Annotated in this window: 11 protein-coding genes; 4 read left to right on the top strand and 7 right to left on the bottom strand. The window is 39.5% G+C overall.

Annotation, left to right across the window (positions count from 1 at the left end; genetic code table 11):
* Position 1 precedes the first annotated feature (1 nt).
* The 3 genes from kdpC to kdpE are packed head-to-tail and all read left to right on the top strand — an operon-like array spanning position 2 to position 3,974.
* Positions 2 to 583, top strand: coding sequence for a potassium-transporting ATPase subunit KdpC (gene kdpC, locus EAE91_RS14780; RefSeq protein WP_214089162.1), 582 nt, complete (start codon positions 2 to 4; stop codon positions 581 to 583).
* 8 nt (positions 584 to 591) lie between these two features.
* Positions 592 to 3,285 carry a two-component system sensor histidine kinase KdpD gene (gene kdpD / locus EAE91_RS14775; RefSeq protein WP_214089161.1) on the top strand — a complete coding sequence of 898 codons (2,694 nt, stop codon included), beginning with the start codon at positions 592 to 594 and terminating at the stop codon, positions 3,283 to 3,285.
* Entirely contained in the window at positions 3,282 to 3,974 is a 693-nt protein-coding gene (gene kdpE, locus EAE91_RS14770; RefSeq protein ID WP_214089160.1) for a two-component system response regulator KdpE, read from the top strand. The genes kdpD and kdpE overlap by 4 nt, the downstream gene beginning before the upstream one ends.
* A 70-nt stretch (positions 3,975 to 4,044) precedes the next feature.
* On the opposite strand, the gene EAE91_RS14765 is transcribed toward kdpE, so the two are convergent.
* The 6 genes from EAE91_RS14765 to EAE91_RS14740 form a co-directional block, all read right to left on the bottom strand.
* Entirely contained in the window at positions 4,045 to 4,857 is an 813-nt protein-coding gene (locus EAE91_RS14765) for a Cof-type HAD-IIB family hydrolase (RefSeq protein ID WP_214089159.1), read from the bottom strand.
* Positions 4,858 to 4,888: 31 nt separating this feature from the next.
* A complete protein-coding gene (locus EAE91_RS14760; RefSeq protein WP_214089158.1) occupies positions 4,889 to 5,563 on the bottom strand; it encodes a formyl transferase in 675 nt (224 codons plus the stop codon).
* Positions 5,560 to 7,416, bottom strand: a complete 1,857-nt coding sequence (locus EAE91_RS14755) for an aminotransferase class I/II-fold pyridoxal phosphate-dependent enzyme (RefSeq protein ID WP_214089157.1) — start codon at positions 7,414 to 7,416, stop codon at positions 5,560 to 5,562. Before EAE91_RS14755 ends, EAE91_RS14760 begins: the two co-directional genes overlap by 4 nt.
* Before the next feature lie 71 nt (positions 7,417 to 7,487).
* Positions 7,488 to 8,684, bottom strand: coding sequence for a SidA/IucD/PvdA family monooxygenase (locus tag EAE91_RS14750; RefSeq protein ID WP_214089156.1), 1,197 nt, complete (start codon positions 8,682 to 8,684; stop codon positions 7,488 to 7,490).
* A complete protein-coding gene (locus EAE91_RS14745; protein ID WP_214089155.1) occupies positions 8,677 to 9,072 on the bottom strand; it encodes a ParB N-terminal domain-containing protein in 396 nt (131 codons plus the stop codon). Before EAE91_RS14745 ends, EAE91_RS14750 begins: the two co-directional genes overlap by 8 nt.
* Positions 9,038 to 10,270 (bottom strand): MFS transporter, encoded by a 1,233-nt coding sequence (locus EAE91_RS14740; RefSeq protein WP_214089154.1) that lies wholly within the window; start codon positions 10,268 to 10,270, stop codon positions 9,038 to 9,040. The genes EAE91_RS14745 and EAE91_RS14740 overlap by 35 nt, the downstream gene beginning before the upstream one ends.
* Before the next feature lie 947 nt (positions 10,271 to 11,217).
* Between EAE91_RS14740 and EAE91_RS14735 the strand changes: the two genes are divergently transcribed.
* A complete protein-coding gene (locus EAE91_RS14735; protein ID WP_214089153.1) occupies positions 11,218 to 11,646 on the top strand; it encodes an EamA family transporter in 429 nt (142 codons plus the stop codon).
* Positions 11,647 to 11,709: 63 nt separating this feature from the next.
* Here the strand turns inward: EAE91_RS14735 and pgm are convergent, their stop codons facing one another.
* Entirely contained in the window at positions 11,710 to 13,350 is a 1,641-nt protein-coding gene (gene pgm / locus EAE91_RS14730; RefSeq protein ID WP_214089152.1) for a phosphoglucomutase (alpha-D-glucose-1,6-bisphosphate-dependent), read from the bottom strand.
* Positions 13,351 to 13,361 lie beyond the last annotated feature (11 nt).

The raw sequence follows: 13,361 nt of genomic DNA, 5'->3' as shown, positions 1-13,361 counted from the left end.
AATGATTTGGTTACGTTCTTCTGTTGTGTTGTTGATATTTCTGACACTGATTACCGGCGTAGCTTATCCATTGCTGGCAACAGGCTTGTCAGAACTGCTTTTTCCTTATCAAGCACAAGGCTCTATGGTCAAACAAGATGGTCAAACCGTTGGCTCTGAACTGATTGGTCAACCCTTCACCAAGGCGATCTATTTTCAGGGTCGCCCTTCTACTACCGTAGATTATCCCTATAACACCCTGTCCTCGGGTGGCAGCAATTTAGCGCCCTCCAACCCGATATTGGATGATGAAATCAAACACAGAGTTGAACAACTGCGGCAATTTAACCGTCAACCAGACATTCCTGTACCGGTTGATCTGGTCACCGCATCCAGTAGCGGCCTCGATCCCCACATTTCACCCGCCGCCGCTGACTTTCAAGCACAAAGAGTCGCTGATGCACGCCATTTACCGATTAAAGTGATAAAACAATTAATCAGGGATAATATTGAGCCACCACCATCGGAATTCCTCGGTGAGCCAGTGATTAATGTGTTAAAACTTAATCTTGCCCTTGATAATTTGCACAAGAAAAAACAGTAAGGCTGAACATGGATCAACACGAACCACAGCGCCCTGACCCTGATGAATTACTGACACTGGTTAATGAGAAACAACGCGGTAAATTAAAGATATTTTTCGGTGCCTGCGCGGGTGTGGGAAAAACCTATGCCATGTTGCAGGAAGCGCAAAGATTGCGTGCTCAAGGGCTGGATGTGGTTATCGGCGTGGTAGAAACTCATGAGCGGCAAGGAACCGCCGCTTTACTTGATGGTCTGCCACAACTACCACTTAAACAGATCCACTACCGACGGAGAAGAATCACCGCCTTTGATCTTGATGCCGCCATTGCACGCTACCCGGCTATCATCTTGATGGATGAGTTGGCATTCAGTAATCCTCACACCAGCCGTCATCCCAAACGCTGGCAGGACGTTGAAGAATTACTTGAGGCGGGCATAGATGTACTGACTACCATCAACGTTCAGCATCTGGAAAGCCTCAATGATGTTGTGGGTGATATTACTGGTATCCGGGTCAGGGAAACCATCCCTGATCATATCTTTGATCAAGCGAATGAAATTGTCTTAGTTGATCTGCCTCCAGATGATCTGCGCCAGCGGCTCAATGAAGGTAAGGTATATATTCCTAGCCAGGCAGAACGCGCCATTGAACATTTTTTTCGCAAAGGTAATTTGATTGCATTGCGGGAGCTCGCTTTACGCCGGACGGCTGATCGGGTTGATGATCAAATGCGTGCTTTCCGCGATACACAAGGGCATGAACCGGTCTGGCATACCCGTGATAATCTTCTGCTATGCATTGGTAATAGCTCAGGTAATGAAAAGCTCATCCGCACTGCCGCTCGCCTTGCTGCCCGATTAGGCTGCATTTGGCATGCAATCTATGTTGAAACGCCAAAACTGTACCAATTACCCGAAGGTAAACGGCGCGCTATTTTAAAAGCACTCAGATTAGCGCATGAATTGGGGGCTGAAACCGCGACACTTTCCGACTCAAACAAAGAAAAAGCGGTGTTACGTTATGCCAGAGAACATAACCTCGGCAAAATTCTGATAGGCCGTCGCTGTACATCTAAACAGAAACTATTTGGCTGGCAATGGCGTCCAGGTTTTGCTGACCGACTGGGGAAACTGGGACCCGATTTAGATCTGGTCATTGTCGCATTAGAAGAACGCAGCCAATGGGATAAAGAACAAGACAACCGCTCTATGAGTGAAAAATGGCGAGTACAGATTCAGGGCTGCCTGATCGCTATTGCGCTCTGTACACTTATCACCTTGTTCTCCCGAACATTCTTGCTGACCCTTGATAAAGCTAATCTTGTCACGCTTTATCTGCTTGGTGTCGTCATCATTGCGCTATTTTACGGACACCGGCCATCAATCTTTGCCGCTTTTATTAATGTCATTAGTTTCGATATCTTCTTTGTACAGCCTCATTGGTCTCTTGCTGTTACCGATATGCAGTATCTGCTGACTTTTAGTGTCATGCTGATAGTGGGTGTCGTCGTTGGAAATTTAACAGCGGGAATGAGATATCAGACGCGAATTGCCCGTTACCGCGAACAACGAACCCGCAATCTCTATGAAATGACCCGAGAACTGAGCCGAGCACTGAATGAAGAAGATATTGCCCGCACCAGCTACCATTTTCTTACTAATGGTTTTCAAGCTAAAACTGGGCTTTTTTTACCCAACGACGATGGCAATTTATATCAACTGACGACTAATAATGGCGGTCATATGCTGATTGACGATGCCATTGCAAAATGGAGTTTTGATAAAAATCTGCCGGCCGGGGCGGGAACCGATACGCTACCTAGCGTACCTTACCAACTACAACCTATTGCTACACCTTCTCAGACACTGGCTGTACTGGCTATTGAGCCATCCTATTTGCGCCAGTTATTGATCCCTGAACAACAGCGATTGCTACAAACATTTACCGGCCTGATCGCCAATGCACTGGAAAGATTACAACTCTCGCGCCGGGCAGAATCCGCTAAACTGGATACAGAGCGGGAGCAGTTACGTAACTCGCTTCTGGCAGCCCTGTCTCACGATTTACGCACCCCGCTGACCGTCCTGTTCGGACAAGCGGAAATCCTGATGCTGGATTTATCCGCTGAAAACTCTCCGCATACCAAACAGGTGAATCAGATCCGCCAGCAAATTCTCAGCACTTCCCGTCTGGTTAATAATTTACTGGAGATGGCGCGTATTCAATCGGGAGGAATTCAGCTCAATCTGGAATGGCAATCGTTGGAAGAGATCGTCGGCAGTACCTTGCGTTCGCTGGAATATGCACTCAACCGTCATCCCGTCGCGGTTTCCCTGCCATCCGATTTGCTATTGCATTGTGATGCCAGTTTATTGGAACGGGTATTTATCAACCTGTTGGAAAACGCGATTAAATATACCGATGAACAAACACCACTGGGCATCAAAGCGACAACAGAAAAAAATCAGATTCATATTGAAGTTTGGGATGCAGGTAAAGGCATTCCGCCGGAACAAGAACAGTTAATTTTCGATAAATTCTCCCGCGCTCGTAAAGAATCTGCTATTCCCGGCGTGGGCCTTGGATTGGCAATTTGCCGGGCAATTATTGAAATTCACCAAGGAAAGATTTGGGCGAGTAATAACGAAAAAGGTGGAGCAAGTTTTCACTTTGTTCTACCGTTAGAGAAGCCACCTGAAATTATCACTGAGGAGATGTGATTATTACCAACAATAACACTATTTTGATTATTGAAGATGAAAAAGAGATCCGACGCTTTGTCCGGCTGGCGTTGGAAGGTGAAGGCTATCGCGTATTTGACAGTGATACGCTGAAATGGGGCTTGATTGAAGCGGGAACCCGTAAGCCTGACTTAATTATTCTTGATTTGGGATTGCCGGATGGCGACGGTATTAACTTGCTCCGTGATCTACGCCAATGGAGCTCAATTCCCGTTATTGTTCTCTCTGCCCGTGATAAAGAAGCGGATAAAGTTGCGGCCTTGGATGTCGGCGCTGATGACTATCTGAGTAAACCCTTTGGCATCAGTGAATTATTGGCAAGAGTCCGGGTTGCCTTGCGCCGCTTTGCCAGAACTAATAAAGAAGAATCGATCGTTCATTTTTCTGATGTGGTTGTCGATCTGGTTAACCGCCGAATCACTAAAAACGATGAAGAACTGCATCTCACCCCGATTGAATTCCGGTTACTCGGTGAATTATTAGCGAATAGCGGCAAAGTACTTACCCAACGCCAATTACTCAACCAAGTTTGGGGCCCTAATTATGTTGAACATAACCATTATTTACGGATTTATATGGGGCATTTACGACAAAAATTAGAAACCGACCCAACCAGACCAAAACATTTATTGACTGAAACCGGCATTGGTTATCGGTTTATGCCTTAATACCTGAGACACGTATCGAATCACTTCATGTCTCAGGCAATTAACACCTCTCAGCAAAGCTGAGATCCGCTTATTTCACCTGACACACATGTTCAGATAAATAATAAGCCACAGACTCTTCACAGCAAGAGCCAATAATATCGGCATCAGGAAGAGCTTGTTTGACCCTATTATGCGCCGTTCCCATTATGACCCCTTTAGCTACGGTTGAAAGCATTTCTACATCATTCATACCGTCACCAAACGCAATCGTTTTATTAATTGGGATACCAAGAAAACCAGCGAGCTGAATTAAAGCTTGCCCCTTGGAAACACCACTCCCCATTACCTCCAGACACCAAGGGAATGAAAAAGCAACACTGACATTATCAGAAAAGAGATCAATTAAATGACGCTCTAATTTAACCAATGCATCATGATTTCTACTCTTATGAATGAAAAAAACTTTTTCAACCGCATCACAAGGCATTTCATCAACATGCTTGAATGTTGGATTAAAATTATCATTCTGACTAAAATCGCTAAAATTATGATTTTCTACATTGGTTAACCATTGAGAACCACAATACATATTGATCACTAAATCATTATCTGCCTGAGTTTCTTCAATCACTCTTTTTACGATGTGACTTGGCAAATGTTGTCTGATATCCAGATTTTTACAAGCACTGGTTAATCTAGCGCCATTCGAAGTGATCAAATGCACAGGTATATCAAAATCACCAATAATGGAATTTACATCAGCATGATGCCTACCGGTTGCAAATACGATCTGCTTTCCCATACTTGATAAATCAGTCAGCACCTTGCGGGTAAACTTACCAATTGTATCTCCTTGAAGGAGAAGCGTTCCATCGAGATCTGTGGCAATGAGATTGTACATAGGGCGTTCCAGTGTTAAAGGCAATTATCATCTAAGCTTTATTAAGCAATTCGCGCGATGCCTGCTTGGTAAATGTCATCCTTTCTTCCAGACTATGATTATCCTTTTCATAATAAATTGTTGCCTCTGAATCAATCTGAGGTCTTGGTGTTATTTTTTCCAATATTAGCATCGTGTCAAGGAATAATTGTCTGGCATAGCTAATAGCCCGTGTATAAGTATCAATGACCTCTTCAAATTCAGGATAAATAGAAAACGAGATCTGATTCACAATCGGCCCGGCATCAATACCTTCGTTGATTTCATGGATCGTCACGCCATGCGACTGTTCTCCATTTTTCAAAGCCCAATTAACCGGTCTTACACCTCGATATTTAGGCAAATAAGAGAGATGGATATTTAATATTTTCTTACACGAATTAATGAATTTTAAAGGCAATATCCGCTTATGAAATACGACAAAACATAAATCGCAAGTGAAATCGCCACTTTCATAGCCTGGTAGATTTTCGACCTTATTATCTTCAATAACAGAAATATTATTTTGATAACAGAAATCGATTAACGTCTGATCAGTACTTACAGGTTCGAATTTATCTGCCACCACGTGCGATATTTTATACTCTTTATGATTTAAGAAATATTGACAAATGAAAATTGCCAATTCTCCTTTACCACAAATTACCACTGTTTTAGGATTATTCATTCGCAAGCCTCGTTAACTTCCTTAACCACGCTAATATCACTAATATTAATTAGCCCCTGCATCACCATACGCAATGAACGTATTAAAATTTCATTATCGCTTGGTGTTCTGCAAGAAATACGCAAATACATATCAGAGTCTGCATTTCCTTTGCCAGAGCACTCTTTCACATACAGCCCATGAATATCTAATAGTAACCGTGATATCGTCTTTGCATCAGAAATGTGTAGTTTACAGTAAACAAAATTAGAATCTGTCTCAAATGCGGTAATACCCTCGATTGAGTTTAATTCCTGCTGTAATTTTAACGTATCACTAATCACTTTTTCACAACTTAATTTATAACTCTCTCTATATTGAGGTAATCTCAATAAAAACTCTTCAGCAAAACCATTCATATTCCAAATGGGTAACACTGCTCTTATTTTACCAAGTAATTCCTGATTTGCAGTGGCAATATACCCGATACGAATACCACCAATGCCAAAAGTTTTACTCATGCTGCGAATAACAGATAAATTCTTATAGTTATCTAAATGCTTTAACATTGTGTCATCACGCATTTTAGAGAAATCTAAGAAAGATTCATCAACAATTAAATCGATATTTAATGTCAACAATTCGCCAGCCAAATATAACAGACTATCAATAGGCGTCAATTTACCTGTCGGATTATTAGGTGATTCAAGTACCACCACATTTGGCCTTTCTTCTTTCGCTAACGTTAATAGTTCATCAATATCTATATCAAAATCTCTGCTCTCTTTACTATAGCTAAATATTGCTCTGTCTTTACCAAAGCAATTAGCATATTCATTAAATGACGGTACCGTGACTAATACTTTACCCTTATAAACATCAGGCAGCCGTTTAATTATCTCAGCAGCGCCATTCGAAATACATAATTGCGTTCTCTCTACCCCTATAAATTCAGATAAAGCATGCTCGACTAAACTATTCCCGCCAGGATAATTTAACAATATTTCATCAAAATTATTCTTTATTTCATCTTTCAATTTCTTAGGTGGAAAGTTGAAATTGTAAATTAAGCCAAAGTCAATAATAGGATAACGCCAGTAACCACCATGCCTATTTTGCACAAGATCTAATTTATTATTGCTTGAAATGAAGTCACAAATAGCCAGATCATAAGTATTATCTACCTCATACCATTGAGAATTATCAACAATACTTGCTTTAAATTCAGCCACATTATTCAGTAAAGAGTGTTTAAATATATCCTCATAATATAACCCAGTCGATCCACCATCAACGTAACTTTCTAGCTCTTTAGTAACATATTCAGCAAAATTAGCGGTGCAAATATTATAAATATTTACCGTCTTATATTGACCTGCTTCAACCTGATAGTTGTTATCTTTGGTGGAATTTAGCACAACGATATTACCATTATCGACTTTTGCATAAGTTCCTTCCATATTTTGGCTCAGAGGAGAAACAAGTACATTGAGATCTCCCGCTTTTAACATGACAATTTCCAAGCATTTCTTAGTAAAGAAGATATCTCCTTCAAGAATCAGAGTATCTTTCTTAATCCAATTTCTAGCGAGATATAAAGAATAGATATTATTCGTCGATTCCCATTTATCGCTATTAACAAATTCAATATGCAAGTTATATGAGCTTTGTTTAATATGAGACATTAAAACATCTCTCTTATAACCCACCACAATAATAACCTGTTTAATACCGACAGACTCGATATTCCTCAGCGCATTATCGATAAATGATATCTGATTTGTTTCTACCAAAGGTTTTGGTTTATTTGATGTTCTAGTTGATAATCTGCTGCCTCTTCCGGCACAGAGAAGGATTGCTGTTTTTTTATTCATAGTCTTAATAAATTATTTTAAATGGATGTTAAAAGGTTATTTTTATTCTTAATTTGATATTGAATTAAATATTAATTAAATACGATGTCATATATAACATGCTGATATACCCAAACCCCGTCAATTCTTCCATGAAAGCTTGCCTCTCCACCATTTTCACCACCCGTCTTTACACCCGATCCCAGACCGAATGTGTGAAAATTATTGAGCGCGTCACCTGACGTTGATATAGGATTTAATTTTTCATTAGTTAGCAAACCGTATCTATCACTTTTAAATTCAATAGCAGTATTATTTTCATTAATTATTTCAACAAGTTTAGAGTGATAGCCAGTACAATGAATAAGTAAATCATCGCAGTTAATGAGTTTAATAACTTCATCATCAGAAATTTCTGAAATATTTAAGATAGAAATATTCTTATATTTTCTTTCTTTAAGTTCTTGTGCAAAAGCAAAAGAATCATATCTTAATCCTGAATACCTATTAACTCGGTTACTTAAAGGGCAAATATCTTCCTGTGTGAAATCATAGCCGTAAGATTCTGCGCTTGAAGGCGAATCAAAAAACAATTTGAAATCTTTATTCACGAAAACATTTATTTTTCCTGTAAATTCTAATTGCTCTATCAGCCTAATCAAACAAGAAACAGAACTGTGTGACGAACCCAATATTGATATACTTTTTACATCACCTTTATTTATAACCTCATCATAAAAACCTTTAATGAAATCACCAGAGGTAATATTATTACTATTATGCAATAATCTGGATTGGTTTGGATCTCCACCTATATTAAACAGTACCTTTCGTGCTGATACAATATAATCTTCATTATTTTTACGGTAAGTTATATCATAGTTACCCTCTTCATTCCGCTTAATCTTTTTTACTTCCGCAGCAGTAAAAACATCAAACCGATCACCATATTTATTTTCCTGAATAAAGCGTGCAATTCTCTCCAAATATTGACCGACAAACCTCAATTCAACTGGCTTATCTTTATTGGCACTAAAATATTCCCATTCCGATGTTGATCTTATATACTGACTAAGTTCATCATCACAACCATCAAATTTCTCTAAAAATACACTACCTAAAGAGTTCGCGGTAATTTTATATTTCTTTAATGAACCAGAACCAACCATCTCTGTTTTTTCTAAAATCAGACAATTTTTTATGGCTTCATCTTTTAATAAATCCGGGATTAATGAAATATTTGCAGGCCCCGCACCACACATTACCACATCATAAAACTGCTTATTCATTGACAAACCCTAACATTTTTAACGAAATTTGTGTTTCAATAACATTCCCGGCAAATTCATGACGAGTCTGTTTATAACCAAGAGGTTGCCCATCCAAACCCGCCTTAATAACATCACTATGACTAATTGTTTTACCCTCATTGCGGGAATAAACCAATAGTTCCTTCTCATAATCAAATGCCAAACAAGGAATACAATTTAATTTTAGTATTTTGGCTAATTCAAGTCTATGATGACCATCAATAACCACATTCGTTGTTTCATCAATCCAGATTGGTTGAGTCCAAAAACCTTCAAGTTTAACTTTCTCTATTAACTGCTCGACACGAATAGAACAATGTAATTCAGTTGGTCTAAGATTTGAGACTTCTTCTAATATTAATTTCATGTTTATCCCTTAGTTTAAACATCCGACAGAAAATTACCAACATCAACACACTTAATATAGCTAATAATTGAAATAACATTCCACCATCAAATAATTGGATAATAGTACCACCAACCAATGGAGATATGGAAAAACCGATACTATAAAGTGACGCCGCACCAAAATATGCGCCACGTAAATCATTTGGTGCCAAACGATCGATAAAAACATTCACACATGGAAACAAAATAGTTTGACTGATACTCATGGTAAATGCGGCTATATACCATAATAAATAAACATCATAATACTTGAATGAAATAAAGAACATTAATTCAGATAAAATGAGTAATACAGACCCTATATTTATTTTAGTTTCTAACGCCATTTTTTGCGTTAACATGGAAAACGGCAACTGCATAACAACAATGGTTATCGCATGTAACATAATAAGCGAAGCAATAAACTCAGCATACCCATTAAACCCTAATGAAGTAATTAACTGTGGCAAAGTTGAATCAAAATGGCCAAAAATAAACATCATGAGAATATTGTTTACGACCAACATTAAAAACACACGATCATTCAATAAAACCTTTATCGTTCCTTTAAAGTCATCATTATTTGTTAAGTTTATTTTTATTTTCTTGCCAAATAGATAAACAGGGATCATAAAAATTACATAGGACACCGAAACAATCAAAAAAGAGATAGAATTAATATCCAAACTTAATTTTACGCCTAAATAAGGCCCGACTACCGCACCCGCATTAAGAAATAAATACCTTAAGTACATGGCATTCTCTCTTACCTGCTTTTCCTCAATAACATCACCGATAACAGCTTTTATTGGGTTATTCACCAGCGCCCAAGAAATATTCGCTAACAAAGTACCAATAATAAAACCAGACTGATGTTCAGATAACCATAATATTAAATATGCCAATGAAGATATAAGACATCCAATGATGATTATCTTAGCTCGGCCGACTTTATCAGAGAAGTAACCAGCATAAAAACTTAATATTGATGAAATCGCAATGGATAAAGAGAGAACTAATCCAATCATCGATGCAGTAAAATGAAACTTTGTATATAGTATGATAGATATAAAAGGCCATACCATCATTGATGTTGATCTTGTTACAAAAGTCCCAACAAATAGACCCCATATACATGCCGGTATGGATGTATAACTATTAAGAGAAAAATTTTTCATTGCTATGTTCTTATATTATTTATATTGATATTGATATCTTTTAAGTCAATCATTTGAAATATTTATGAAAGCACATAAGACCTTCTCATCTCTACAAAAATAAAATGTAGAGGAAAGCACTAGGATGATCTGTACGATAAAGTAAATCCAATGATATATAATTTATCTTTAATATATTATCAAAACAGATGTTAATTGCAAACGAAATATGACACTTTTGTTACATTTTAAACGTAGATCAAATGCTGGTGATGTTAGTAAGCAACATAATGACATAAGTACGTTGTACTTTAACAAGCAAAAACACAGGTAAAAAGGGCCCTTAATCTCAGATCAAAGCCTTTCAGTTCAATCTTTATCTATACCCTATGGATTTCAAGATGCATCGCGGCGGCAAAGGAGCGAATCCCCGGGAGCATAGATAACTATGTGACCGGGGTGAGTGAGTGCAGCCAACAAAGAAGCAACTTGAAAGATGACGGGTATATTTAAATAGTAATCAATCAACTGAAAAACTCAGCTTAATCTAATCCCAAAATAAACTGTAATATTATGTTCAAAGTGAAATAGATAAATAAAATTATATCTTAGTTTAATAGCTAAACTCCGGTGGGGATAATTATTATTTATAGATTTATATGAATCCATCTGAGATTAAAACTGGAAACTATTTCACGGCCCCAAAATATTCAATAACTAAAATTGGGATTAGTAATGAGTTTATTCTTTAATTTACTTAATGAGAGTGATGGTATATTCAAACCAAGAAAACGGCCTTATCATCTCAACTCATTTGATACTACCCCCTATGGATTTCAAGATGCATCAAGACGGCAAGGGAGCAAATCCCCGAGAACATAGCGAACTATGTGACCGGGGTGAGCGAGTGCAGCCAACTAAAGAGGCAACTTGAAAAATAACGGGTATAACAACAGGATTTATTCGCTATGGGTACCTGGCTTATCTATGCCTTATTATCAGCGTTTACTGCCGCTTTAGTCGCTATCTTCGGGAAAATCGGGTTGCAAAATCTTGATGCCAATACAGCAACAGCAATACGCTCAGTCATTATGGCGTTGTTTCTTGTCGGCGTTGTTGTAGTACAGGGAAAATTAAATCTGGTGAGTGAAATACTGGTAAACCGCAAGGCGCTGCTTTTTATCACTTTAAGCGGTGTGGCAGGGGCATTGTCATGGTTGTTTTACTTTCTGGCAATTAGAAATGGCAATGTTTCTCAGGTTGCCCCGATTGATAAACTCAGCGTTGTGTTTGCTGTCATCTTGGCCGTTATCTTATTTGGTGAAAAGATATCACTTATGGCCGCAGGTGGTGTTGCACTGATTACTGTCGGTGCATTAATGGTCGCTCTGGGCTGAAAAATAAAAAATCCGCAAAAGCCTTTATTACTATTGCGGATTCTTTTTAATTAACTCAAAAGATTAGCCAGCGGCAAAAACCTGGTTAACGATATCCAGTGCTTCCTGCTCAATTTTCTGCCGGTGCTCAGGGCCAAGGAGACTTTCACAATAAATTTTATAGGCTTCCTCTGTCCCCGATGGACGCGCAGCAAACCAGCCGTTTTCTGTTATCACTTTTAGACCACCGATTGACGCGCCGTTACCAGAAGCTTTTGTCAATCGGGCTGTGATTGGATCACCAGCGAGCTTATCCGCTTTCACCATTTCTGGTGATAACTTGGCTAATAATGCCTTTTGCTGATAAGTTGCCGACGCCTGAATACGACTGTAACTTGGCGTACCGAAACGGGCTGCCAACTTATTGTAATGCTGCTGCGGATTTTCCCCTGTTACTGCGGTCATCTCTGCCGCCAGCAAACACAAGATAATCCCATCTTTATCTGTAGACCACGGCGTACCATCAAAACGTAAGAAAGATGCCCCGGCACTCTCCTCTCCACCAAAGCCTAACTCACCTTTATGTAACCCATCAACAAACCACTTAAAACCTACGGGCACTTCCACCAATTTACGACCAAGATCGGCGACAACCCGATCAATCATGGCACTGGATACCAATGTTTTACCTACCGCAACACTCTCTGACCATTGGGGACGATGGCGGAATAGGTAATTTATCGCGGTTGCCAGATAGTGGTTAGGATTCATCAAACCGGCAGGAGTAACGATACCGTGGCGGTCATAATCAGGATCGTTTGCAAAAGCCAGATCAAATTTATCGCGCATGGCTAACAAACCCGCCATTGCCCAAGGGGATGAGCAATCCATACGAATGACGCCATCATGATCCAGATGCATAAAACGGAATGTCTGATCAACTTGATCATTAACCAATGTCAGATCCAAATTGTAGCGCTCACCGATACGCTGCCAGAACGCAATGCCAGAGCCCCCCAAAGGATCAATACCGATTTTCAGCCCGGCCTGCTGGATAGCGTCCATATCAACCACATCACCCAACGTGCTAACATACGGTTCAACTAAATCCTGCTGATGTAAATATTCGCTGTTCAATACCTGAACAAACGGCAAACGTTTAACATCTTTCAGACCTTCTGTAAGCAACTCATTAGCACGACGTTCTATAATTGCTGTCAAATCCGTATCTGCGGGGCCGCCATCAGGTGGATTATATTTAATCCCCCCGTCTTCTGGTGGGTTATGGGAAGGGGTAATAACAATCCCGTCAGCCAACGCTTTCCCCAAGCGGTTATAACAGAGGATGGCATGAGAAATCGCAGGTGTTGGCGTAAATCCATTATTTTCCTGCACAATCACATTCACGCCATTAGCCGTCAAGACTTCCAATACAGAAATAAATGCCGCTTCTGATAAAGCATGGGTATCTTTACCCACATAACAAGGGCCATTAATTCCCCGTTGCTTGCGAACTTCTGCAACAGCCTGAGTAATTGCCAGAATATGCGCCTCATTAAAGCTGTGACGCCGAGAACTGCCACGATGACCGGATGTACCAAATTTAACCTTATGCTCTGAGTTTTCCGGCTGAGGATGTAAGGTGTAATACTGCGATGTAAGTTGCGCTACATTTATCAGATCACTTTGGCGGGCAATCTGTCCCGCGCACGGATGATTTACCACGTTAAATCTCC

Source organism: Photorhabdus noenieputensis (assembly GCF_018448935.1).
GTDB classification, from domain to species: Bacteria; Pseudomonadota; Gammaproteobacteria; order Enterobacterales; family Enterobacteriaceae; genus Photorhabdus; species Photorhabdus noenieputensis.
The sequence above is the reverse complement of the archived record's forward strand: the minus strand, read 5'-3'. Positions and strand labels throughout refer to the sequence as shown.

Coding starts and splice junctions, on each gene's coding strand:
- EAE91_RS14735 (WP_214089153.1), top strand. CDS start 11,218: ATGGGTACCTGGCTTATCTATGCCTTATTATCAGCGTTTACTGCCGCT.
- EAE91_RS14755 (WP_214089157.1), bottom strand. CDS start 7,416: ATGAATAAAAAAACAGCAATCCTTCTCTGTGCCGGAAGAGGCAGCAGA.
- EAE91_RS14745 (WP_214089155.1), bottom strand. CDS start 9,072: ATGAAATTAATATTAGAAGAAGTCTCAAATCTTAGACCAACTGAATTA.
- kdpD (WP_214089161.1), top strand. CDS start 592: ATGGATCAACACGAACCACAGCGCCCTGACCCTGATGAATTACTGACA.
- EAE91_RS14740 (WP_214089154.1), bottom strand. CDS start 10,270: ATGAAAAATTTTTCTCTTAATAGTTATACATCCATACCGGCATGTATA.
- EAE91_RS14750 (WP_214089156.1), bottom strand. CDS start 8,684: ATGAATAAGCAGTTTTATGATGTGGTAATGTGTGGTGCGGGGCCTGCA.
- kdpC (WP_214089162.1), top strand. CDS start 2: ATGATTTGGTTACGTTCTTCTGTTGTGTTGTTGATATTTCTGACACTG.
- EAE91_RS14760 (WP_214089158.1), bottom strand. CDS start 5,563: ATGAATAATCCTAAAACAGTGGTAATTTGTGGTAAAGGAGAATTGGCA.
- EAE91_RS14765 (WP_214089159.1), bottom strand. CDS start 4,857: ATGTACAATCTCATTGCCACAGATCTCGATGGAACGCTTCTCCTTCAA.